This is a genomic window from Cellulophaga sp. BC115SP (genome assembly GCF_009905545.1).
In the GTDB taxonomy this organism is placed as follows: domain Bacteria; phylum Bacteroidota; class Bacteroidia; order Cytophagales; family Spirosomataceae; genus Flectobacillus; species Flectobacillus rivi.
Map to the genome: position 1 here is coordinate 1 of NZ_JAAALB010000067.1, position 23,690 is coordinate 23,690.

Consider the following 23,690-nt stretch of genomic DNA (forward strand, 5'->3'; position numbering starts at 1 on the left):
TGTGGCTCTACGAAAGAGCCACTGACAAGATTCCTTAAACCTATGAAACGTCCGAATATCCTCAACAAAGTCTATGATGCTATGTGCTTTCGTGACCAAGAACTCTTCAGGAAGAAGCTCATTGAGATTGGGCTGAATTCAAGAGTTTTCCACGAAAACTATAAGCTGGACACTTGTAAAATCAATGTCATGGATTTGTATGACATCATGGTGGAAATTGTCGCTAATCATAGGCAGTACGAGCATCCTTATTTTGTCTTGCAAGATTGGCTCAAAGGGAGAAATAGACCAAGAGTTCCTAATGTAGTGGTTCAACCGATGGTCAGTCCAGAGCGACCAAGGGCAACTAGACAGATTGAATTGGAACAAATCATAAAAGAGGTTAAGGATGAGCGAAGAGAAAAGTGTGTTGACCTCTCAAATCAGATAGCCAAAAGAATCATGATGGGCACAACCCTTCAAATTTTCTTACTAAAGGATGGTCGTTCTATCCGTCTCGATCCACGAAAAGAGTATCATTATCAAGAATCAAACGGTGGATACGTTTTAGTTCCTCCAACTGAGTGTTAGTTAATTTAGAAAGAGAGTTGGGACAACCCCATTCTATTCGAATGGGGATTGTTTACCGACGTATAATCTACTAAGTTATCAGTATAAAAGCTGTTTTGGAAGGGGTTTTCTTTAGAGATTCCCTCAGAGTTCGACTCTCTGGCAGAAGCAACGGGAAATAGCGTAGTGATGATTCTAAGCCTTGACAAGCGAAGTTTTGTCACTACATACCAAAATCAACCATGAGAATTGAAAAAACGTTTAGTCACCAATTTGGACAGGTAATCGAAAGGTATCATGCTTTTGTGAAAGAGCATAACGATGTACAGTTCGTTACCAAAAGTACCATGTTGCGTGAGCCACATCTATCAAAATTGAAATCTATAGCACACTTGTACCTTAAGCAATTTTGGAACTGTATGAATAGTCCTTTGTGGGCTGATTCTGACCGTGTGCCCTTATTACAAGTTACTCGTTGGGATTTGGCAAACCTCTGTGGTTGCAGCCGCAGAGCTGTACAAGACCATTTGGCACGTCTAAGCACCTTTGGGGTCATTACTGTAGAGGAGTTTGAAGAAGGCAGAGTTAATGGCTATAAGATAGCTCTAAACCTCTGGTTATTGCTTGGAATCGACCAATTCAAGCCAAAAATCCAAAGTTGGTCAGAAAAACCAACTACCATTTTGAAAGTCTTTTCTCTCTCTGAGGTGCAAACTTTGCCACACTTAAGTAACCAAATAGAAAATTTAAATAATTCATATATAGCGGAAGATGTGGAAAATCTATCCCAAGAAAGACACCAAGAAAATGGCCAAGAAAAACAAGAAATAGCCCAAAACCTCGTAAATGACCAAGAAAACTGCCAAGAAAAAAACACGGGGGGCGCCGAAAATTCTTTCATCAGTTCAGACGAACGTTTTGAGGCATACCGCAAAGGCACTCTAAACAAGATTCGTTTCCAAAATGCACCAAAACCAGAACCTAAAGGCTTAACTGACCTTGAAAAGGCTACGATTGTAAACAATTTCTGGAAATATGTGAAAGATGTGTTCTATCCACAACGCAACTACACCCCAATTGAGTCAGAAATCAAGAAAGTGATTCACAGAGACGTGTTTAATGGCTTTAAAAATGATAACCCAAGAGAGAATACCTTCGAATTCTGGCAGATTTATAGTATGACCCTCCAGTATTGGGCAGATAAAAAGCAAGCTTTTGACGCTCGCAAGGACAGAGAGGCATATCACCCAACAAAATACTTCTCGAAAGACTACGGAACACACCAAAAACAAGGATTCTTGGTAGTGTTACAATGGGCTAAAAAAGCCGAAAAGTCACTCAAAGAGATAGAATTTGAAAAAGAGCTTGAGCGTGCCAAATTGACTATGATGCAATATCCAATGACAGGTGTTGTACCACGTGGTCAAGGAAATAAAATAAAGGATATTACCCAATTAGCCCAATATTACAATCGCAAATTGAGTGTAAAAACCAATAGCGAATATGTACAAAAATTCAACTACTTTCTAAAAACAACTAACTTTCTAAGACCATGCAATCAACATCAGCACCAGTAGTGAAATGGAAATTAAAGTACATCCTACCCAACGGAGTGTGGCTTCCAACCAAAGGATCATCTGATTTAATCATCTTTGGTAGAAATAGTTCTGAACGTCTCAAAGCAGCTTGTAAGCTTGTTAGTGGCTTTAAGGACCCAATAGACAATGCTTATATCTACGAAGTAGGTTACAATGGCAGAATGATTGCCCAATATGACAAGACTTTAAAAAGGTTCCTAATGTGCGACTCACAAATTTGATAGCAAAATGAAAGACCAGGGAATTACTGCAGCTCACTTTTGAACAAATTTTGATAGCAAAATTCAAGGCAGCTCGCCTTGCTCAGGCAAAAGCCCACTCTAAATTGATAGCAAAATGAAATTTCAATCTCAAAAGACTAAGCTTATCGGCATTCTTATACTACTGGCGATAGCTGCTTTTTCTCAGAAAGAACCACCACCAGTGAGATACAGACACATTCTACCTTATCAACAGATACAACATGGAATATCTCTGGTAGAAGTTGATAGTTGCGAATACATTCTGGTAGTGATTAACTACAACATCCAACTTACGCACAAAGCCAACTGCAAAAACAAAGCTCACAAGCTTCTCTAACAATGAAAAGAATCAAGGAACACCTAGAAGTAGAACTGCTGGCAGAAACAGTCGCAAACGTATTTACCGCATTTTTAGTCATCATTTTTTTAATCCTCTCCAAATGAAACAATTCTCAACAATGACCCTTCGTGGGTTAGACGACGATGAAAATGCAGACTTGGTCGAAATCATGAACCAAGTTATGCAGAAAGAAAACATTAAAACTGGTCAATCTGTCTTTGAGTTTATCTTACGAGACTACAAAGAGAAAACAGAAGAATTACAAGGGCTTAGGCAGACCTACAACGCTCACAGACACAAGTCTAACAAAGAAATAGAAGAGTTACAGACTGAGAATAAAAGGCTCAAGCAAGCCATCAAGGGATTCTGTCAATTTATAGAAGTTGCTAACCAATTGGACTCATGATAAACCTAATTACCATCGAAATAGACCTTTTTGAGTATCAACTTCTCAGACAAGTCACATTCAGACAAAATGTTATGATCACGTCCCACTTTAAAATACACAAATCGTACACGATTGCTCCCGAAACCATTGTGGCGACACTTTTTGATTCGATATTTCAAGTATCTGCTGAAAACCTAAAATTGTCAAAAGCTGGCATCAAAAAGATTAAGCTTCAATATTATCAAGCTCAGGCACTTTTTAGCATTTTGGGACTCTATACTACTAACGAAGTACAAACTATCAGAGATAAATTAGATAGAGGATTAACGAATTGGATACCCAAAAATTCATCTGATAGCCGTGAAGAGTTGTTTGAATTTATGTACAAGTTAGACAACTACTTTGTAATTTTCTAGCTATATTTGTTTAACTAAAACGACTACCGACATGGCAACTAAAACGATTCAAACACCTGCTCCTAGAAGCCCTAAAATTAGATATAAAGGTATTTTAGAGCCTCACGAACTAATGACTCCAGAAGAGCGTAAAAGGTTTGTTGAGAAAAATAGAACCCAAGTGGTTATCAAAAAATCTTAGCATGACATACCTACTCGATAGTAACATATTGATTTTTTGGATTAATAATGAGACCGTAGAATTATCCAAAGAGCAACAAAAAATATTAACCTACCCTAGCAGTCAATTATACATTAGTAATGCCAGCTTGCATGAGATTGCCCTTAAGGTTAGAAAAGGGAACAACCCTTTCAACATACCCTACAAAGATGCCATCAAAGAGTTACTAAAAAGGGTACAAGTATTGCCAGTCAAAAATGAGCATATCAATGAAATCCTGAACGTGCCAAAGGTATTTCCGAAGGCAAGTAGTTCAAAACCTCATGGAGACCCATTTGACTTACTTATCATCGCACAGTCAATCAATGAAGATATGCCAGTTTTAAGCACAGATGCTTACTTTCCTTTTTATCCAAAACTTAAGGTTATAAATTAGCAAACGCCCCACAATCTGAGTGATTGTGGGGCGTTTGTTTGAAGGAACGATAAAGAAACTGCATCTCTCCGACTAATTCATGATTAAGGAGGATTCTCCATTTTGGAAATATAGCTCAATACATCAATCATCTTCCTTTTCACTTCTAATGAAGTTATTTGACTGAAATGATAGTCTTCGAACCTCTTAGAGATATATACTCCATGATAATAATCAGTAATTTTTTACCTGTTTGTAATTATATTTATTTTATATTTATTATAATTTTGAACTGAAAACAAACATAGATATAATAAAACCGCCATTTTGTTATGAATAACCATTTTTATGAACAGCAATTAAGAATTTTAAATTATGAGTATGTAGAGCTTAATCACAATTTATTCTTTATAGATAGGTCGTGTCTTACCAAAATAAACGCTTGGGAAAGTAAAAGCGATTACAACAACCTTCATGAATTAATAGGAGATTACAGTGAAATTAGCTTAGATGATATATACTCTGAGATAGATTCTAAATCGTACATTCATATCCCTGAATTAGTGTATATTCCCACTGGAAGAATTCATGAAATATACCTACATAAATTTGAACAGAACTACGCTTTATTTGTGAAAGATTTAGGAATACTCTCGCAGCAAAATGAGAGGTTACAATTTTCCAATAAGCTTACATTTTCTAATTGCAAACAGCTCTTTCAGAAAGCACCTGTCGCAATGCTAGTATCCAATCTTGAGGATAATACTCTTTTCTATAACGATCAATTCAACCATTATTTCGGGTATAATTCTGATGATATTTCAAATATCACAGATTGGTTGAATTGTGCCTTTCCATTAGAGCAGGAGCGCAATTTTGCTTATTTAAATTGGTCTGAAAATATTTATCCAATACTCAACAAAGAACATATCGTACAACCTTTTGAATGTAAAATAACTTGTAAAAATAAAGACACTAAGATTTGTGAAGTAAGCTTCATGCTTGCGATGAATACTTGTATTATCACATTTATAGATGTTACGGAGAGGGTAAAAATTCAAAATTCATTTTTAGAAAGCCTTCAAAATTTTAGAGAAATTTCGGAGAATGTCAATGATATTCTTTGGATAAGAGATGAAAACGATGATCAATTGCTCTATTCTAATAAAAAATTCAAAGATATTTTTGAAGATATCAATGAGTATGAAAGTAAGCTTTTGCATATTTCAAAATATATCCACCCAGATGATATTAAATCGTTAAAGGCAGCTCAAGAGAATTACCTGAAATCGACATTTATTCCATTCAATCACACTTTTAGAGTCATAATTCAAGAGCATGTCCGTTGGTTCAACTTGCGAAAGTTTCCGTTGCATGACCAAGCAGGAAATGTTTACAGACACGTTGGCCTTGCAAAAGATGTTACAATTCAATTAGAATTTGCAGAGAAACAAAAACGAAATGAGCTTTTTCAGACTACGATAATTGAGTTATCTAATAAATTCATGAATTATCCTTTTTCAAGTAATGATAGAGTCGATTTGATTTTGGAGGAAATTGGAAAATATGTCGGATGTCTGCAGGTATTACTTTATGAAATAGACGCAACTCTATTACATTTCAAAGAAGTCAATGTCTGGACATCATCCGAAGTCCTTGAAAAACATACAAATCTTTCAATTCTTGATACTTTTAAAGTTTCTGAAATTGAGCATCTTGTTCCGAAGGCATTGGAAGAGGATTTATTGTTTATTGAGGATATCCAAACGTTTAATTTCAATATAGAACTTTTAAAGAGTCTTCAGCTTTTAGAAATCGAGAATGTCCTTATCCTTCCTATTAAAAAAGATAAAGAACTCGTAGGTTTTCTTTGTATGCTATCCGATGAGAAAAGGGTATATGAGACAGATGAGATTGCATTACTGCGCTTGACGAAAGATTTAATTCAAAATGTCAAAAGTAGACATCAAATTGAGTATCAACTCCGAACCAGTGAACAAGAGTATCACAATATCTTTGATAGTATGACAGATGGAGTGGTCTATCTCAATAAAAATGCTGAGATCCTGAAAGCTAATCAAAGTGCATTTAGGTTTTTTGGATTAGAAAAAGAAGGTATAAAAAATTGGGCTGAGCTTATCTCGAATGTTAATATAGTAGATGAAATGTTTCAATTACTTGATTTTAACGAACTGCCAATAATACAAGCAGTCATTAAAAAACAAGAAATTCGAGGTAAAGTAGTTGGATTACAAGATAAAGAAAGTTTAGAAATTACATGGATAAGTATATCTACACAAATTGAATATTTAACCCATGACAGGGATGATTATCGGATATTTGCTACCTTGACCGATATTTCTGAGCGAAAAGAATTTATTGATACGCTTAGCGAGAGTGAGTATAAATACCGAAGACTTACGGAAAATCTACAAGATGTCATATTTAGATATGACCTTTTACCAGAAAGAAAATTTTCTTATATAAGCCCATCAGTAACTGCAATCACAGGCTACACTCCCAAAGAGCACTACGATGATCCTGAACTCGGTCTAAAAATTGTCCACGAAGAAGATAAACCCATTATTCAATCATTGATTGATGGAAAGATCAATTTAAAAACTCCAGTGACTGTTCGCTGGAAAAGAAAAGATGGACGAATTATTTGGGTTGAGCAAAGAAATGTTCCCATTAGAGATAGTGAAGGAAATCTCATCGCTATAGAAGGTATCCGTCGTGATGTCACTGAGATAAAGTTAATGATAGATAAACTGAACTATTCAAATAAACTCCAAGAGATGTTAATGCATATCTTCTTAACATTTATCAATATTTCATTGGATACTGTTGAAGAGAGGATTAATGAGTCATTAGCTAAAGTCGGAGATTTTATGATGGCTGAATACCTATTTGTTATTTTTTATGATACTAAAAATGGCACCTATCAAAAGCAATATAACTGGAGCAAAGCAGGCGCTTCTGGTAATTACAATATTGGGGAATATGGAACTATAAGCGAAATAGAACCCTATTTTCAGAAGCACCAGATTGGTGAATCATATTTAACCGATTACCATAACCTAAATATCTTTACGGTTCCAATCTATGCAGAACAGTCCTGTATTGGTTTTGTGGGACTTGCATCTTCTAAAAATACCTATCGAACTAAAGATTTCGATTATCAAATACTTACCTTGATAGGTGAAATGTTAAAGAATATTACAAGAAGGCAAATTGATCTAAATACAATAAAAGAGGGACGACTATTATTGGAAAGTTTGATTGAAAACAGCGGGTCTGTCATCTACGTCAAGGATTTGGATGGTAAATACTTAAATGTCAATCGCCATTGGGAAGTGTTTACAGGGAAAAGTAAAGAAAGAGTATTAGGATGTACTGATTTTGATATTTTTCCTCAAGAGCTAGCTGAATCTTTTTCGAAAACGGACAATCAAGTTATCGAGCTTGGAAGAACAATCAAATTTGAGGATATAATCACTGAAGGTGGTTCGCAGAAGATTTATTTGACGGTTAAATTTCCTTTCACAAATGCAGAAAATCAAATAATTGGTATCGGTGGCAAAAGTACTGAGATAACACATTTAAAGTTAACAGAACAGGCTCTTAAAGATAGTGAGGCGAATTTGAAAGCAATACTTGATAGCTCCTCTGAAAGTATTTGGTCATTAAATAAAAACTACGAAATAGTTTATGCCAACGAAATTGTTCGTAGAGATTTCCTTCATTCATTTGGATTTCCATTAGAAAAAGGAACTAAAATATTGGATTGCTTGCCAGAAAACTTTAGAAATCTATGGCAAGATAGGTATGACCAAGTTTTACAAAACAAGGTATTACACTTCAAGGACACGGTTCCCACTATTGATAGAACCTTCTACTTAGAAATCTCCATGAATCCAATTATAGTTAATGGAGAAGTTGTAGGTGTTGCTGTATTTAGTAAAAACATTACAAAGGAAAAATTTGCTCAAAATGAGATCTCTAAGTTTAGCTATATTTTTGAAAACTTGTTAAATGAAATTTTCATTTTTGATGCTAATACATTAAAGTTTGTTGATGTCAATCAAGCAGCCCAATCTAACATTGGCTATACATTAGAAGAGCTAAGAAATCTTACTCCAATTGACTTAAAACCGTTAATAAGTTATGAGCAGTTTCTTAATTTGGTAGAGCCCTTGAAAAAACATCAGAAAGATAAACTTATCTTTGAAACAATACACTTAAGAAAAAATAGAACTAAATACGATGTAGAAGTTCATTTGCAATATATCGAAATCGATGGTAGTTCACTCTTTATCGCCATAATTGTAGATATCACTGAGCGAAAAAATACGGAGAGAGCGTTATTGGAGAGTGAAAATCGATTTAGAAGTATCTTTGAAGAAAGTGCTTCGATAATGTATTTGATTAACCCAGATAACGGACAATTCATTGACGCTAATGATGCCTGCGTTCAGTTCTATGGGTGGTCGAAAGACGACTTCCTAAAGCTCAACATCCTAGATGTAAATATTTCACAGGATGATGTTACACGTAAATTCGAAATATTGAGTAGATTAGGTCGCCAAAAATTTGAGGTACAACATCGAACAGCTAATGGTCAAATATTTGACATGGAGGTATATTGTTGTATGTTAAATGTCAATGGACAAAACCTAATATTTGAGATTGCACACAATATAACAGAACGGAATAAATATTTTAAGGCTGTCGAAATTCAAAATAAATCGTTAAAAGAAATTGCTTGGATACAATCTCATGTAGTAAGAGCACCGCTTTCTCGACTTATGGGATTGGCCATGTTGGTTCAAAGCGGTTTTGAAAATACAACAGAACTAAACGAGTGTCTTGAGCACATTGTAACTTCTGCTTTTGAGATAGATCAAATAATCAAGGACATTACTCAAAAAACGTATATAATTCAAGATTTGGAGCGAAATACCACTCCAAATTTTAACACTATTTCTACTAAGTTACATTTTTCAATAGTTGATGATGATAATGCTATTCAACTTCTTCATAAATTGCTATTGAAGAAAGCTGAAATCACCCCATCACCTAATCAATTTTTGAATGGAAAAGGCATTGTGGAATACATATCAGCAAATAGCCAGTCGGAGGATATTCATATTATCTTTTTGGACTTAAATATGCCTGAGTTGGATGGATGGGGTGTTTTAGATTACATCACAAATAAAAACTTATCCTGTAAAATATACGTAATTATCGTATCATCCTCTATTGATGAGAGTGACCGACTCAGAGCTAAAGTATATCCATGCGTAATAGATTTTATCCATAAACCTATTAGCATTCATAAACTGAATGAGATTAAGTCCTCTTCTCAATTGAAAATATATTTTGAAGATTAGACAATGGTTTGTGTTAGGTTATTAACTTTTTAATTTACGTATCTTTAGTAAAACAATTACGCCCGCCATTTCTGAATTGGTGGGCGTTTTATTTATCCATAGTATTTAGAAAAGAGCCATATTTTAAGATATTTACTCACTCAAGGATTTGGAACAGTTTGTAAAATTTAAGTACAACTGGGCTTTAAGAGAATGAATAATTATCGTATCAATTTTGTAAAAAACATATTCTATTTTTTATTTTTAGCTACATTATTTAACTTTATTTGTATTTTTATTGTTATTGACTTAAAAATGTAGCCATAAAAATGAAGCATCCCTTACTGCCAAAGAAAATCCAGATTTTTACGATTTGTAATGAAAACGCCAAATCCTTAAGTGTTCCTTTTTTTAACTCTGTAATAAGTGCAGGGTTTCCATCTCCAGCAGCTGATTATGTTGAACTGGAATTAGATTTTAACTCATTATTGGTTGAAAACCCCTCCAGTACTTTTTGTGTGCGAGTACTGGGTGATTCTATGCGAGATGCCAATATATTATCAGGAGATATTCTGGTTGTAGACAGGTCAATTTACGCAAAATCTAATTCGATCATTGTTGCAATATTAAATGGTGATTTTTTAGTAAAACGATTAGTAATTGAAGGAAATAAATACTCCTTAGTTCCTGAAAATAATAAGTATAGAACTATTCAGGTCAATACGAGTGATGATTTTGAAATTTGGGGTATTGTAACCTATGTTATTCACCGAACACGATGATAGCACTTGTTGACTGTAATAACTTTTACGTTTCATGCGAACGGTTATTTGCTCCTGAACTACGAAATAAACCTGTCGTCGTGTTAAGTAACAACGATGGTTGTGTGATTGCACGCTCAGATGAGGCTAAAGAAATGGGCATCAAGATGGGAATACCTGTATTCGAGATAAAAAGTTTGGTTCAAAGTGGAAAACTTCAGGTCTTTAGTAGTAATTACGTTTTGTATGGAGATATATCAAACAGAGTCGTTCAAATATTATCTCAATTTTCAAACGAAATTGAGGTTTACTCAATTGATGAATCATTCATCAATCTAAGGGGAATAACCGATTTACCAAGCTATGCTTCTCAAATTCGTACTAAGATCAAACAGTGTACGGGGATTCCTACCTGTGTGGGTGTCGCCTCAACAAAGACTCTCGCTAAAATTGCAAATCGGTATGCCAAAAAACATCATAAAGAAATGGGTGTGTGGATTTTGGATACCCCAGAGAAAATAGAACAAGCGTTGAAAGCTACATCCATCGAAGATGTTTGGGGCATTGGCAGGCGCTATGCGAAATTACTAGAGGCACATCATATACACACAGCATTTGATTTTATACAAGCAAATGAGCATTGGGTAAGGGCTAAGATGACAATCGTAGGACAACGACTCTTGTACGAACTTAGAGGGATTTCATGCTTGAGTATGGAATTAATCAATGAGCCAAAGAAGAATATTTGTACATCCCGAAGCTTTGGGACTATGCTCACACAGTATAATCCTCTCTCAGAGGCTGTATCTAATTTTGCGGCAGCCTGTGCATTTAAGCTTCGAAAGCAAAAAAGTGTAGCCAATTATGTACAAGTATTTGTTACCACAAATCCTTTCGCAAAAAATGAAAAGCAATACTTTAACTCTGTCACAATTACACTTCCTGTGGCAGATAGTGATTCGAGAGTAATCATAAAGAATGCTTTGCTAGGCTTTTCAAAGATTTATAAAGAGGGATACAAATATAAAAAAGCTGGAATTATCGTGTCTGGAATTATACCAGAAGACCAATACCAGTTAGCTCTATTTGCACATCCTGACAGTAAGACCAAAAAGCTAATGGCGGTTTTAGACTCTATTAATCATTCAAATGGTAAAAATAAGTTGAGACTTGCAGCCCAAGGTTTTGATAGGACTTGGAAACTTAAGAATGAAAGATTATCTCAAAAATACACGACTCGATTTGATGAGTTATTGATAATCAAGATATAAATTAAGACGCCCACCAATTCACAATTGGTGGGCGTTTGCATATTAGTAGTATTTAGAAGAGAGCTTTGTTTTACGACATTGACACGTTCCAAGCCTTGGCACAGTCTGCGAATGTGACGTATGCACAACCTGTTGCCTTTTTTACCTGTCTGATTTTCTTTGCCGAATATTCCTTTGTCCAGCCCATCAATTGAGCGATGCTTGCAGAATTAACTATTGTAGAAGCTCCCATAATAAATCCAATGTTTTCGTTTTAGGTTTTCATACAAATTTACTAAAAATCACTTGTGCAAAAAAGAGATAAAAACGGATATATGCGGACAAAATCAACTGTGCTCGCATGAAAACATCATGTTTTCGTCAATAGCCTACTAATTTCATGATGAAAACACCGATGAAAACAAACGAAAACATCGGTCTTGATTCATGAAAACATTGAAAACATGGCTGAAAACATTGCACGTACCGTCCAGATTGGAGCAAGAGTAAGACCTGAAATTGCTGACTGGTTAAGAAGCTCTCAAAACGTTAGTGATTTCCTTAATGAGATTCTTGAAAACACTTTTGCTGGCAATACCCCTAAGCATGAAAACGCTGTTTTCATACACCTCACAACTGAACAGCTTCGTGAACTTGATACCCTACTCGAAGAAAATCCAGAGCTAAAAACCCATGAAAACATTCTTCAATCTGCCTTGGCTCATTATGTTTTCAACGGTCTAACGTTTGGCTTAAACGAAAACGATGAACGCCTACTCACACCTGAACGAGAAGTTGAAATCAGAGCGCAGTTCCAAACCTTATTGGATGAAAACATCAATCCTCTAAAGGATGAAATCATTCAATTGAAGTTTGAAAACAAACGATTATTGGACGAAAACAATGTTTTCAGAAATCATGAAAACATCAGCACCGAGTTTGAAAACATTGAAAACAACGCTGTTTTCATTCAGCTTCAAAGTGAAAACATTGCATTGCAGAATGAAAACAAACGTCTGCTAAACGAAAACAATGTTTTCAAGAATCATGAAAACATCAGCACTGAGCCTGAAAACATTGAAAACAACCCTGTTTTCATTCTGCTTCAAAGTGAAAACATTGCTTTACAGGATGAAAACAAACGACTGCTAGACGAAAACAATGTTTTCAAGAATCATGAAAACATCAGCACCGAGTTTGAAAACATTGAAAACAATCCTGTTTTCATTCAGCTTCAAAGTGAAAACATTGCTTTACTGGATGAAAACAAACGATTGCTGAACGAAAACAATGTTTTCAAGAATCATGAAAACATCAGCATTGAGCCTGAAAACATTGAAAACAATCCTGTTTTCATTCAGCTACAAAACGAAAACAAAGCCCTTCAGCTTGAAAACACCCGTTTGCGTGATGAAAACAACGAAAACACTATGTTGGATAAGTTTAAAACTTTTAAACTCGCCAACGATGCTGGTCTGAATAACTTGATTTCAGAGGCAGTTCGATTCTCTGAAAAGAAGGCTTTTGTTCGTGTTGGCGCTGGAGTATGGAAAAACCACTATATCAAGGGCTTTGAAGAAATCACTCAACCATGAAACAAATACTCGCTACACTCACCCTAGACCTCAACGGACAAATTGTAAGCTATCATAGTCACGGGGAAATGACACTTGAAGAGTTTCAAGCATTTTCGGAAGAGGCTCTGGCTTTACTTTCCAAGAAAAAAACTTATGATGCTGCCGTTATCAACAACGAACTCAAACTTGATATGATTGGAAAATACATGACCGCAATGGGATGCTTTCGAGCCGATGGAGCGATTGATTTTGAACCCGCTTTTCGTCCTGTTTTCGAAAAACTCATCATCGAATGGGAAGAACGAAAAACCTTGATGGGAAAAGTTAAAGCTCAACTAAAGGCAGGTAAAAAGAAAGTAGCGTCCTTCTTTGTCAACCTTGGTTTAAAATACGCAGGTAAAGGTCTAGCAAAGGGAGTTCAATACGTAAAAAAGTAGCACCATGATTTTTTCAGAAAAACTAAAATTAATCACAGAGGGTGCTGAAATAGGCAATTCCATCCTCACGGGGATGAGTTCACCACCCGAACGAGTGGAAGAGCCACCAGCACCCAAACAATTGGAAGGGTTATTTGATAATCCTTTCAAACCTCAAGTTGTTGCCCAACAGGTCGTCACACCTCAATATGTGCCCAACATCGACCAAGTGATTTTAGAAGGGAATGCAGAACTAGAGACCGAGCTGATTTTCTCCTACGTAAAAACGGGTACGGGCGTGCTACGAAATATCGTGGCAGAGATGTCAACCGAAAATGGCGATGAAAAGCTGGTCGAAGATTTTGAAGCGAATATCATCCCATTAAGCGACGAAGTCAAGGCAGCTCAGAAACGAGTGGAGCAAAAGAAGAAAATCCAACAAGATGAAGGATTAGAAGATACCGAATCTATCCGAAAGTTCGTCAAGTTGGTGATTCTGGAAGACTTGAAGAAAAAGGCACGTGAAGGCAGATATAGGCTCCCAAGTAAATCTGCCATGATTTACGATTTGGTGGTACTCATGGGTTCGAATATCATTGCTCATAATCCTCAGGCACTCTCCAATTTTACCGTAAAAGTATTCAAGAAAATCAAAGCAAAAATCACCTAGATATGAATCCCAAAGGAAACGTTTGGGGCTTCTTTGGTACACGAAACACGGGAAAGACCTACGAAGCCTTACAACTCTCACTCGATTTTCGAGTCGGAGCCTTCAAAAATAACCCTAAAAGAATCATTGTCTTTGACCATTCGAATAACTCCAGCTACAAGGAAATCACTAAGAAAGTAACCTTCGAAGATTTGGAGCGACCGATGCCCAAAAATGCAGTGGTCAAGCTTCAATCGGATGACTATGACAAGTTTTCGTACTACTGTAGCAACTATGTCAAAAATGCGGTGGTCATCTATGACGATGCAGGCTCATTCTTTGGCTCAGGAGCGATGACAAAAGCACAAAAGCAGCTTTTGAAAACACCGAAAAATAACGGACTAGAGCTACTACTTCAATTCCACTATTTCGGAGGTACGGAGGTTTCCCCTGACCTATTGAAAATGATGAATATGCTCGTTTTAAAGGAAACAAGTGATGATTTCAATGACCTACCCACGAAGGTTCAACCCAGAAAAGAGATTGCCTATTTGATGTATGACATTGCAGTCCAAAACACAGAGCTTCCTGAAAACAAGAAGTGGACAACCAGATACTTTGACAAAGAGGAATACCGTGTAGGTGTCAGAAATACTGAACAAATGGAATGGATTGACGGGAAAAAGTACTTTCCTTTTGCACAACAAAAATTAGAATTTAACCCCAAATAGCACCTATGTTAGATTTTGAAGATGAATCAGAGAATGCCAACTATGGATTAATAGCCAAGTTGTTTTTGCTCATTTGCGCCATCGTCGGCATGGTAATATTGGGAATGAGCTTGTTGATGAGAAGAAGGACTGAAAAGGACACAGCACTCAACGTCAAAGAGGTTGAAGAACCCACCGAAAGCCAGAATACCACTATACTGCCTGTAAAGCTAGATAAATCAGAATTAAATGAGCTGATAACTGAGCATTTTGAATTGGACGAACCTGAGTCTACTATCGGTTTCCAGCAAGCTAATGACGAATCTACCAAGCTACGACAACAGTTTGAAGACACCATCAAGATTGATTCTGTGATTTTGTATGAATTACTTCAAAAACACTTTGACAAGCCATTTAAGGCACTTTACAATAATGAAGTAACGGAGCTTGTGCAAATTATCAACCACGACAAGAAGATTTATGATAGCCTAGATATTGACTCGCAGTTCGCAATTCTCAACTGGAAAACCTTAGAAAATGATGACCCTTCGTGACACCTTAGACCTAGTATTCTTATGCGTAATTTTCTTTGTCGGGTTTCAGACCCACCGCAAAAAAGTCAAGCAACAAAAGCTTCTGCTAGAGACAGAGGTACGTAGCTTTAGAAATATGGTAATGATGCAAACCACCTTTTTGAAGTTTCAATACTGTCTGGCTATCCAAGCAAGAAGGGACGTTTTACCACCAATCGACTATTTTAGAGAACTACCAGACTTTCACACTATGCTCAAGAGAAACGAAACTCCAGAACTGGAACAGTATTTCTCAGAGCAAGAAATCAAAGACTTTTTACAACCTCTTTAAACCATGTTTACACTAAACCTATTACTCATTCTTTTGGTGGTCTTTTGTCTAGGAGCAATAGTAAGAAACCTAATCCAGAGAAAAGACCGCTATTCACGAACCTACCAAACTCAAACTATGCAAGCACCACAAATGCAAGACATGATGCAAGCCTTTTGCGACAAGCAACAATTATCCCTCAATCCAGAACTACAATTAGGTAGAGGGATTACTAGAAAAGAAGTTAAAGAATTACCCATTGGATTCACACCAATCTTAAAATCAAGATAAGATGAAAATCTATCCACCTTCAACACTAACCGATATTTGCAAAGAGCTAAATATTACCACAGGACAAGGCAAAAACCTTAGAGCTGATGTGAAGTATCTTCTTTCGTGTTTGAAGGTGGATGCTCATAAAGACAACCTAAAATCCTTGGGCTTTGACCCAGAAAATCCTGCTTTACGCACAAAACTGCCTTATCCTGCTATAGACTATATCTATAAATCGGTATTTAGAGTCCACTAATTTATACACATTTGAAAACTTCATCTTTGTTCGAAAATCCCACCAAACACGACCGTATCATCCATGAAAACCCCAATGTACAACAGCTTGCCAGCTTAATTGCTGGTCAATACATTTACCAAGCCAAAGTACAAACTAAAGCTTTTGCCAAAAGATTCAAGTCCCAATCGCATCAAGATTCTATCAAAGCTCTTTATGACTTTTGCCGAAAAGAATTCCTTTACAAATACGATGGTTATCCAGACTCAGCGGAAATCATTCGTTTGCCTAACGCCTCATGGGCTGATCGATATACAGGAATAGACTGTGAGGACTTTGTGATTTTGTTAGGTGGAACACTACTAAATTTAGGGATTCCATTTAAGGTGCGTCTCGCCACGTATACATCACAGAGTACATCTCATATTTATCTGGTTGTTTTGCTGGATAAACCTCTTATCCTTGACCCATGCAATCCTGTTTTCAATTCAGAGGCAGCTGGTATCTTTACCGATTTTGAAGTTAAGGAAGGTATCCAGAGTATAGGCAAACTGTTTATTGACAATTCGCTTCAATATGTACAAGCCATTGAGGAAAGACTCAAAGAAGGTCAGAAGGACAATAAAGTTACTTCCCAAAAACTAGCTAGCCAATTTGGTATCACCAACCAATCAGAGGTTAAAGAACTTACCGAATTAGCCATTGTTCGCACGGCAAGGGAATATGCTCATGCCAATACCAGCATTTTAGAGCGATACTTGAGCATTGTTAATTTGTACAAAAATCAAGTTCGGCTCAATCACCGCACCTCTGAAAGTGTTATGCTCCAGCAATACTCTACTCCAGCACCCATTGCCTTTTTGATGGGGATTTGGTGCGGGATTGATGACCCAAGCAAACAAGGTTTTGAGCCAAGTGCAGGAAACGGACTTTTGACCATTGCCGCAGAACCTAGACAGTTTATCGTTAATGAAATCTCTGAGCTACGGTATAAGAATCTCTTGACACAAGGCTTTAAGTTAGTAACGAAGAAGGATGCTTCCTTAAAGATGCCTGAGTATCAACGTAGCTTTGATGCCGTTATCTCCAATCCTCCCTTTGGTTTGCTTCCACAACGAGTAAATGTAGGTCCTATCAGAGTGCATAAACTTGACCATTTGATGGCATTGTATGCACTCGAAACCATGAAGCCAGCAGGTAAAGCAGCTTTTATTCTTGGTGGGCATACTCATTACAATGCTCAGGGATTGATTGCTGGTCGAAATCGTGGGAATCATGCTGTGGGCGACCGTTTCTTTTTTAACTACTTACATCATTACTACAATGTGGTCGATGTGATAAGTATCGATGGAGAACTTTACGCTCGCCAAGGAACACAATTTGATGTGCGTGTGGTCTTAGTAGATGGTGTTAAAAAAGAACCTTCGGGTTTTGCTCCAATGGCAGAAGAAGTCAATCAAACGGTGGTTGATACTTTCGAAGCGCTTTATGAAAGGTTTATGACTACCTATCAGAAAGCCGAAAAGAAGCCCCATGAACTACTCAAAATCAAATTACAATTACTCAAGCTTAAAGCACTGGCATTAGCCATTTGATAGCAAAAAACTACACACTGTTGTGTGTCGATACCCTGCTCAGGCGAAAGCTCTTAATAATTTGATAGCAAAATCCGCTTTTCTCCTGGTCTTTTTCCAGCTGCAGACGCTCATTTTGCTATCAAAATAAACACCTCTACCATGATTAAACTATTCAAGCCCAAAAAGAAGAAGATGGAAGGACTAGGCGAAATGTATCGTCCCGCTTCCAAAATGAAGTCTCTTTCCGTTGAAACACCTGATTCTATGTTTTTTGAGGGACAAATTGCCCTTTCTAAACTCAAAGAATACCTGCGAAACGAGTATGGCGACGAAATGACGGTTGATGAATACGTCAAGATGCACCTACGCTACAAATCACTCGATGAGCTTTCGAACGCACTGGCAGCCGAGCAGGTAGATTCAGTAGCATTGGCTATCTATCAAGTCGAAAAAGGAAAAGGAATCATTATCGCCCACCAAACAGGAATTGGAAAAGGACGTATCAATGCGGCCATGATTCGTTATGCCTACCACAAAGGAAGGAAGCCCATTGTTATCACAGAAAAGCCCTCTTTGTTTACTGACCTTTACCGTGACCTTATGGGGGTTGGTATGGAAGATGGTTCCCAAAAACTAGAAATAGCCATTGGTCAAGTCGAACAGAAAATCAAGTATGATTCGTGGGAGGAATTAAGTGATGAAGAGAAAAGCAGCTACGACAATAATCCTGAAAACTACGAAGCTTTTAAAGAGCAGAATCCTACCAAAAGCGTGTTTAAATACAAACGAAACACGACTGACTATGACTTGTCAAAGGGTAAACATATCAGACCCTTTATCGTCAATACGAGGGATGCCGATTCGCATATCAAGGATGATTTAGGGAATATCATTTACAAAGCTCCTGAAAAATTAGAACAAGATGGCGTCATTGACTCAGGTGTTTTACCCGATGAATATGATTTTATTTTAGCGACCTACTCACAAGTAGCTACAGGTAATAAAGTTATCTGGAATGGTGGTAAAAAGAACGTTATCAAGGGTAAAAAGGCTAAATTCCTATATGAACAAGCAAAAGGCAATATCTTGATTTTGGATGAATCGCATAATGCTTCAGGGGGAAGTTCCTCGACGGGTATCATCATGCGAGATATTGTCCGTGAATCCAAAGGGACAATCTTTCTCTCTGCCACTTTTGCCAAACGTAGTGAAAATATGGCTTTGTATGGTCTAAAAACAGACCTCAGTGAAGCTAATATGTCCTCTGAGCAAATGGCTAATGCTGTCGAAATGGGTGGTGTAGCTTTGCAAGAAATCATCTCAGCGAACTTGGTAAGTGAAGGACAACTCATTCGACACGAAAGAGGCATGGCAAACACGGGTGCGATTGTCAACTGGATTGTACTGGATAAAACCGCTACCACTTTTGGCATGAAGGATTATTCCACCTTGCACCGAAAGATTTGTGATAACATCACTGACATCATGCAAATGATTGTAGCTTTCCAGCGAAACTATGTCAAAGGCACGGTAGAAAACATGAATCAAACTTTGCGTGACGAACAAGGTGAAGTGGCTTTGGCGAGTGGAACGGCTGATTTAGGGGTACGCAATGCCCCATACTTTTCTAAAGTCTTCCAAATCGTCTCACAAATGCTTTTGGCAATCAAAGCTGATGCGGTAGCGGATAGAGCCATTCAACGACTCAAAGAGGGCAAAAAGCCTGTGATTGCCTTTGCTAACACAATGGAAGCTTTTGTTAAGGAACTCGACATTGATTCAACGGGCAAAGTAAATACCGACTTCTCACAAGTATTAACCAGAGGTTTGGAAGGTGTACTGAGAATCCAAATCAATGATGGTTGGGGTAAAAGGCATTTTGAGAAAATCGAATTGGATACCTTAGGAAGCAATGCCGTTTTTGAATACAACTACATCTTGAGTAGAATCAAGACGATTCAAACTGGTGTGATGATCTCACCGATTGATTATGTCAAACAACGCATTGAAGCTGAGGGGTACAAAGTTGGTGAGGTGACTGGTCGCAACTTGGAGGTTATCTATGAATACTTACCCAAAGGACTAGGGAGAATGAGTGCAGCGGTCACGACAGGTCGAGTGCAGACTAGGCGTAAAGAAAATGCGGCTGATACTTTTCAGAAGTTTCAGGACAATCAAATTGACTGCTTGATGATTAATCAAAGTGGTTCAACAGGAAAATCAGCTCATGCCATTCCTACCAAGAAAGTACCTGCCAATGAGGTAAAACAACGAGTGATGATTGTTTGGCAACCAGAGCTTGACATTAACACCGAGATTCAAAAGCGTGGTCGTATCAACCGAACGGGTCAAATTTTGCCTCCGATTTATGACTATCTCAGTTCTGACATTCCTGCTGAAAAGCGCTTAGTGATGATGCTCAAATCAAAGCTTAAATCATTGGATGCCAATACCACTTCATCCCAAAAGACTTCAAAAGACCTGATTCAGTCTGAGGACTTTTTGAATAAGTATGGAGACATCGTCATGAAAACCTTGATTGAGGATGATAAAAATGAGGATTTGGAAAAGAGTTATTACACTCGTTTAGACCTTCAACGCTATTTTTATGATGCTCAAAAGGGTGAAGAGGAAGAGCAGACGAATGCCAAGTCTGAAAAGTATATTGAAAATTTAGCCAAAAGTGTGTCTGGTCGAGTTGCCTTACTCAATACCAAGGAACAAGAAAAGTTCTATGCGGATATGGTCAAAAAGTATCAAGCCTTCGTGGAGCTAAAGATTGCCTTGGATGAGTATGACCTTGAAGTCGAAACGATGGACTTAAAGGCAGCTAGTATCGAAGAACCCAATATCGCAGTACTAGGGAAAAGCTTCACGGATTCACCTTTTTCGGGACCTACATACGTGGGATTATATGAAATCAACAACCTACGAAAGCCCTACACGGTCACAACCTTACAAGAAGAACTTAAAAAGCGTGAAAAGGTACAAAGAAACGATACCAAGGAATTGGTACTTAACCTGCTTGAGCAACAAACCCAATCTAGAATCACCAGAGCACAAACCGACTATGAGAAAGACAAAGAAATGACAATTTCATGGTTTGAGGCACTCAAAAATAAGACTGAGGAACAACAGCAAAAGCTACAAACCAAGCTTCAAGAACTCATCGAAGAGCGAGAAGAAGCCATAGCCTATCATAGTTCTGGCAAGGAAGGAAACAAACGAGCCTATGCAGAACTACTTGACTTTTTCAAACTAGGAAGGCTTTTGTATGTACCACAATCCGACAATAGCTACGTCACAGGGGTTTGTTTGGGTATCAAGCCTTACGAAGATGGTCAAATACAATTGAATACTTTTGAAATTGATATAGCCGTCTCCAATGGGGTCAAAAAGCAAACCTTTGGTATCACAGGAAACGATTTTGGCAAGCTCTCAGGAATCATGAGTCAATCAAAGTTTTTGTCCAATGATAATGTATTAGAACAATGGCAACGAGCGATTACCTCACAATCCAAAGACCGTGTTTCTGCTTTAATTGTCACAGGAAATATTCTACAAGCCTATACCAACGATAAGTTTGCTAAAGGACGTTTGATTGATTTTACGATGCAAGATGGCAGTGTCAAGAAAGGACTATTACTTCCCAGCTCTTATATGAGAGAATCAAATTGGAAAAGTAATACTGCCAATGTTATTGCTCCACTAACAGTAGCAGTACCCATCATTCGAAGCAAAGGGCAGGTATCAACCAGTATAGGTACTACCTTTTTTAGACAAAATGGCAAGTTTAGAATGATTACTGCACTATCCAAAAGTAAAGGAGGCGATGTTTACACGGATACAGAACTACTCAAATACGTAGATGGAGGTAACTTCAATTCGGTATCAAGTACGATGGTGGGTATTGTAGATGATTCAAACCTTGAGGCGGTTTGTAGGATTCTGACCGAGCGATTTGGAGCGTCAGTTAACCTAAGTGCTACTGACTTTAAAATGATTCAAGATTCTGTAAATGCTCAGATGCAACAACAGAATGCCAACGATGCAGCTGACAAACAAAAGTCCATACGCTTGATTAAAATCAAGCTTCAATTACTCAAACTCAAGGCACAAGCATTAAACTTAAACTAAACCTAATCAACCATGAAAATAACCGTTAGCAATTACGCTTCAAAGCGCTCAGAGCTTTTAGAAAACTCTAACAAGAAACTCGTCGAAATCGTAGAAGGACTTACAACAGATGCCGTAGGGGTCTATGGGCTTGACCCTGAAATTGACGAATCTATTGATGTAATATTGGAACAAATCAATAAAGCGCTTGATGCTCAAGCCAAACCCAAAGAGTTATCCAAAATTGGCGTTTACTCCATTCCAAAGAGTGAACCCGAAAAGCCCAGTCCCAAAGAGGTAAAGAAAATATCAAAAGCAAAATCCCTTTTAGGTATCTCCAAAGACAATAAGGAGAAAGGAAAAGCCTTTGCTAATTCAAAGCAAAAAAAGGCTGCTCCAAAACCTGAACCCAAAAGCAAACCTTCTTCTGTAAAGAAGCTTTTTAAAGGAACGCTTGATGAAGGAGATATTGTAAAGGACCAGGAGTTAGATAAAACCTTAAAGGTTAAAAGCGTTAACGGAAACCAATATGAAGGTGTACTTTTGGTCGATGATACCAAAGAAGCTGTGGTAATAAAGCCCGTACAAAAAGTAAAAGCCAAAGAGATACACCTCAAAAGTCCTTTTGAAGAAGGGCAATTAGTGAAAAGAGGTAAGCTTTTGTTTCTAGTCACAAATGCAAAGCCAAATACCGTTTCATTAGAGGAAATAGATGGAAAGATTCTTAAAAACCAATCCATTGAAGGCTTTAAACCTGCTCCAATTGCTTTGCTGGATGAAAGAATCGGTAAAACCAAAGCAAGTATTCATGAGCTTGAAAAGAAGATAGAAACCGAGTCAGAAGCGCTAAGAAAGCTTTACAAAATCAGTTCCACCACCTTGCAGGAAATTAGAGGCATGGGACGCTTAGGAACGGATGCCGAAACCAAGTTCAAGGAAGCTCAGGCGCTCACGTATCAGAAAATGGTGTTGACCTCCATTCACAAAAAAGACATGAGAGCATTGAAGCTGATTGCCAAAAAGTCCAATATCGAATGGGAGTCCTTGGGTAAAATGCCTAAACGCAAGAAGTTCTTAGGCTTGTTTTAGACTTGACTTGTGTGGTAGTAGGCACGAATAGTCCTTACTACCACCATATTACCTCCAACGCCCTAAAAAGCCATCGTAACTTTGTAGCTGCAAACAAGGAAAAATCAACCTAGCAACAAAACCTATTTATCATGTCAAACATTATTGATTTAAACCCTAGTCAGGAAAGTACACCGCCATCTAAGAGTGTGAAGTACAACCTCAAAAACGGTGACAAAGATGTCAAAGTCTGCCTCATGCCTGGTCTTCGCCTAGGCAATATTTTGAGTGGTCGCTACGTAACCGATGGGACTTTCAAAGCGGTCGATAACGACACCGAAATCACGGCAACACCTGAAGAGGGTATTCTTTTAGACCACGTACAGGATTTTGATTACGTGTATCCGCCAACGATTGAGAGTATTCGTGTGAAGGTAAAGTCTGAATTGAACCAGCTCGCTCAAATGAGCAAAAAACTAGAGGTGAATACCACTTCTCGAAAAGGTGAAACCACTACCCGTGAGATTGAAGCCAAACATGAAGGGGGTGATTCCTTCATCTATCATGTCAACGAGCACATCACTTTGAACAAGCATATTATTTTGCCGCTACTTGAATCTATTTCAGTAGATGTTGAAGTAAACTATGCTGAGTAAGGCTTAGTGCTCTTTGTTTCGTTTTAGGTTCTCATATTATCTCTATTCAACATGAATTTCGCAAAACAGTATCAAAACA

General features: G+C 37.5%; 23 protein-coding genes. 22 read left to right on the top strand and 1 reads right to left on the bottom strand.

Annotation, left to right across the window (positions count from 1 at the left end; translation table 11 throughout):
• From GVN22_RS25080 to GVN22_RS25125, 10 genes are all read left to right on the top strand, one after another.
• Window positions 1-570 (top strand): hypothetical protein (locus tag GVN22_RS25080; RefSeq protein WP_205691035.1); only part of this gene is annotated, 570 nt, incomplete at its 5' end.
• Between the two features lie 221 nt (window positions 571-791).
• Window positions 792-2,126 (top strand): hypothetical protein, encoded by a 1,335-nt coding sequence (locus tag GVN22_RS25085; protein ID WP_166553755.1) that lies wholly within the window; start codon window positions 792-794, stop codon window positions 2,124-2,126.
• The gene (locus GVN22_RS25090) at window positions 2,102-2,368 is read left to right on the top strand and encodes a hypothetical protein (RefSeq protein WP_166553756.1); all 267 of its coding nucleotides are present in this window, start codon (window positions 2,102-2,104) and stop codon (window positions 2,366-2,368) included. Before GVN22_RS25085 ends, GVN22_RS25090 begins: the two co-directional genes overlap by 25 nt.
• A 461-nt stretch (window positions 2,369-2,829) precedes the next feature.
• Window positions 2,830-3,135, top strand: a complete 306-nt coding sequence (locus tag GVN22_RS25095) for a hypothetical protein (protein ID WP_166553757.1) — start codon at window positions 2,830-2,832, stop codon at window positions 3,133-3,135.
• Window positions 3,132-3,533, top strand: a complete 402-nt coding sequence (locus GVN22_RS25100; RefSeq protein WP_166553758.1) for a hypothetical protein — start codon at window positions 3,132-3,134, stop codon at window positions 3,531-3,533. The genes GVN22_RS25095 and GVN22_RS25100 overlap by 4 nt, the downstream gene beginning before the upstream one ends.
• Before the next feature lie 31 nt (window positions 3,534-3,564).
• The gene (locus GVN22_RS25105; RefSeq protein WP_166553759.1) at window positions 3,565-3,714 is read left to right on the top strand and encodes a hypothetical protein; all 150 of its coding nucleotides are present in this window, start codon (window positions 3,565-3,567) and stop codon (window positions 3,712-3,714) included.
• Between the two features lies 1 nt (window position 3,715).
• A complete protein-coding gene (locus GVN22_RS25110; protein WP_166553760.1) occupies window positions 3,716-4,129 on the top strand; it encodes a type II toxin-antitoxin system VapC family toxin in 414 nt (137 codons plus the stop codon).
• Window positions 4,130-4,440: 311 nt separating this feature from the next.
• Window positions 4,441-9,501, top strand: coding sequence for a PAS domain S-box protein (locus GVN22_RS25115; protein ID WP_166553761.1), 5,061 nt, complete (start codon window positions 4,441-4,443; stop codon window positions 9,499-9,501).
• 308 nt (window positions 9,502-9,809) lie between these two features.
• On the top strand, window positions 9,810-10,262 hold the full coding sequence (locus GVN22_RS25120; protein ID WP_166553762.1) for a LexA family transcriptional regulator: 453 nt from the start codon (window positions 9,810-9,812) through the stop codon (window positions 10,260-10,262).
• Entirely contained in the window at window positions 10,259-11,512 is a 1,254-nt protein-coding gene (locus tag GVN22_RS25125) for a Y-family DNA polymerase (RefSeq protein WP_166553763.1), read from the top strand. The genes GVN22_RS25120 and GVN22_RS25125 overlap by 4 nt, the downstream gene beginning before the upstream one ends.
• A gap of 70 nt (window positions 11,513-11,582) precedes the next feature.
• Here GVN22_RS25125 and GVN22_RS25130 read toward each other — a convergent pair whose 3' ends face one another.
• Window positions 11,583-11,744 (bottom strand): hypothetical protein, encoded by a 162-nt coding sequence (locus tag GVN22_RS25130; protein WP_166553764.1) that lies wholly within the window; start codon window positions 11,742-11,744, stop codon window positions 11,583-11,585.
• A gap of 211 nt (window positions 11,745-11,955) precedes the next feature.
• Between GVN22_RS25130 and GVN22_RS25135 the strand changes: the two genes are divergently transcribed.
• The 12 genes from GVN22_RS25135 (at window position 11,956) to GVN22_RS25190 (ending at window position 23,611) form a co-directional block, all read left to right on the top strand.
• Window positions 11,956-13,086: a hypothetical protein gene (locus GVN22_RS25135; RefSeq protein WP_166553765.1), complete on the top strand. Its 1,131-nt coding sequence runs from the start codon at window positions 11,956-11,958 to the stop codon at window positions 13,084-13,086.
• The gene (locus tag GVN22_RS25140) at window positions 13,083-13,505 is read left to right on the top strand and encodes a hypothetical protein (RefSeq protein ID WP_166553766.1); all 423 of its coding nucleotides are present in this window, start codon (window positions 13,083-13,085) and stop codon (window positions 13,503-13,505) included. Before GVN22_RS25135 ends, GVN22_RS25140 begins: the two co-directional genes overlap by 4 nt.
• 4 nt (window positions 13,506-13,509) lie before the next feature.
• Window positions 13,510-14,154, top strand: a complete 645-nt coding sequence (locus GVN22_RS25145) for a hypothetical protein (protein WP_166553767.1) — start codon at window positions 13,510-13,512, stop codon at window positions 14,152-14,154.
• Between the two features lie 2 nt (window positions 14,155-14,156).
• Window positions 14,157-14,864, top strand: a complete 708-nt coding sequence (locus GVN22_RS25150; RefSeq protein ID WP_166553768.1) for an iron-containing alcohol dehydrogenase family protein — start codon at window positions 14,157-14,159, stop codon at window positions 14,862-14,864.
• 5 nt (window positions 14,865-14,869) lie between these two features.
• Complete coding sequence (locus GVN22_RS25155) at window positions 14,870-15,397, top strand: hypothetical protein (protein ID WP_166553769.1); 528 nt, start codon at window positions 14,870-14,872, stop codon at window positions 15,395-15,397.
• Window positions 15,381-15,707 (top strand): hypothetical protein, encoded by a 327-nt coding sequence (locus tag GVN22_RS25160; protein ID WP_166553770.1) that lies wholly within the window; start codon window positions 15,381-15,383, stop codon window positions 15,705-15,707. Before GVN22_RS25155 ends, GVN22_RS25160 begins: the two co-directional genes overlap by 17 nt.
• 3 nt (window positions 15,708-15,710) lie before the next feature.
• Entirely contained in the window at window positions 15,711-15,977 is a 267-nt protein-coding gene (locus GVN22_RS25165) for a hypothetical protein (protein WP_166553771.1), read from the top strand.
• A gap of 1 nt (window position 15,978) precedes the next feature.
• Complete coding sequence (locus GVN22_RS25170) at window positions 15,979-16,215, top strand: hypothetical protein (RefSeq protein ID WP_166553772.1); 237 nt, start codon at window positions 15,979-15,981, stop codon at window positions 16,213-16,215.
• 11 nt (window positions 16,216-16,226) lie between these two features.
• The gene (locus GVN22_RS25175; protein ID WP_166553773.1) at window positions 16,227-17,789 is read left to right on the top strand and encodes a hypothetical protein; all 1,563 of its coding nucleotides are present in this window, start codon (window positions 16,227-16,229) and stop codon (window positions 17,787-17,789) included.
• A 141-nt stretch (window positions 17,790-17,930) separates the two neighbouring features.
• Window positions 17,931-21,908: a strawberry notch C-terminal domain-containing protein gene (locus tag GVN22_RS25180; RefSeq protein WP_166553774.1), complete on the top strand. Its 3,978-nt coding sequence runs from the start codon at window positions 17,931-17,933 to the stop codon at window positions 21,906-21,908.
• A gap of 12 nt (window positions 21,909-21,920) precedes the next feature.
• Entirely contained in the window at window positions 21,921-22,976 is a 1,056-nt protein-coding gene (locus GVN22_RS25185) for a hypothetical protein (protein ID WP_166553775.1), read from the top strand.
• Between the two features lie 131 nt (window positions 22,977-23,107).
• A complete protein-coding gene (locus tag GVN22_RS25190; protein WP_166553776.1) occupies window positions 23,108-23,611 on the top strand; it encodes a hypothetical protein in 504 nt (167 codons plus the stop codon).
• Window positions 23,612-23,690 lie beyond the last annotated feature (79 nt).

Coding starts and splice junctions, on each gene's coding strand:
- GVN22_RS25085 (WP_166553755.1), top strand. CDS start 792: ATGAGAATTGAAAAAACGTTTAGTCACCAATTTGGACAGGTAATCGAA.
- GVN22_RS25090 (WP_166553756.1), top strand. CDS start 2,102: ATGCAATCAACATCAGCACCAGTAGTGAAATGGAAATTAAAGTACATC.
- GVN22_RS25095 (WP_166553757.1), top strand. CDS start 2,830: ATGAAACAATTCTCAACAATGACCCTTCGTGGGTTAGACGACGATGAA.
- GVN22_RS25100 (WP_166553758.1), top strand. CDS start 3,132: ATGATAAACCTAATTACCATCGAAATAGACCTTTTTGAGTATCAACTT.
- GVN22_RS25105 (WP_166553759.1), top strand. CDS start 3,565: ATGGCAACTAAAACGATTCAAACACCTGCTCCTAGAAGCCCTAAAATT.
- GVN22_RS25110 (WP_166553760.1), top strand. CDS start 3,716: ATGACATACCTACTCGATAGTAACATATTGATTTTTTGGATTAATAAT.
- GVN22_RS25115 (WP_166553761.1), top strand. CDS start 4,441: ATGAATAACCATTTTTATGAACAGCAATTAAGAATTTTAAATTATGAG.
- GVN22_RS25120 (WP_166553762.1), top strand. CDS start 9,810: ATGAAGCATCCCTTACTGCCAAAGAAAATCCAGATTTTTACGATTTGT.
- GVN22_RS25125 (WP_166553763.1), top strand. CDS start 10,259: ATGATAGCACTTGTTGACTGTAATAACTTTTACGTTTCATGCGAACGG.
- GVN22_RS25130 (WP_166553764.1), bottom strand. CDS start 11,744: ATGGGAGCTTCTACAATAGTTAATTCTGCAAGCATCGCTCAATTGATG.
- GVN22_RS25135 (WP_166553765.1), top strand. CDS start 11,956: ATGGCTGAAAACATTGCACGTACCGTCCAGATTGGAGCAAGAGTAAGA.
- GVN22_RS25140 (WP_166553766.1), top strand. CDS start 13,083: ATGAAACAAATACTCGCTACACTCACCCTAGACCTCAACGGACAAATT.
- GVN22_RS25145 (WP_166553767.1), top strand. CDS start 13,510: ATGATTTTTTCAGAAAAACTAAAATTAATCACAGAGGGTGCTGAAATA.
- GVN22_RS25150 (WP_166553768.1), top strand. CDS start 14,157: ATGAATCCCAAAGGAAACGTTTGGGGCTTCTTTGGTACACGAAACACG.
- GVN22_RS25155 (WP_166553769.1), top strand. CDS start 14,870: ATGTTAGATTTTGAAGATGAATCAGAGAATGCCAACTATGGATTAATA.
- GVN22_RS25160 (WP_166553770.1), top strand. CDS start 15,381: ATGATGACCCTTCGTGACACCTTAGACCTAGTATTCTTATGCGTAATT.
- GVN22_RS25165 (WP_166553771.1), top strand. CDS start 15,711: ATGTTTACACTAAACCTATTACTCATTCTTTTGGTGGTCTTTTGTCTA.
- GVN22_RS25170 (WP_166553772.1), top strand. CDS start 15,979: ATGAAAATCTATCCACCTTCAACACTAACCGATATTTGCAAAGAGCTA.
- GVN22_RS25180 (WP_166553774.1), top strand. CDS start 17,931: ATGATTAAACTATTCAAGCCCAAAAAGAAGAAGATGGAAGGACTAGGC.
- GVN22_RS25185 (WP_166553775.1), top strand. CDS start 21,921: ATGAAAATAACCGTTAGCAATTACGCTTCAAAGCGCTCAGAGCTTTTA.
- GVN22_RS25190 (WP_166553776.1), top strand. CDS start 23,108: ATGTCAAACATTATTGATTTAAACCCTAGTCAGGAAAGTACACCGCCA.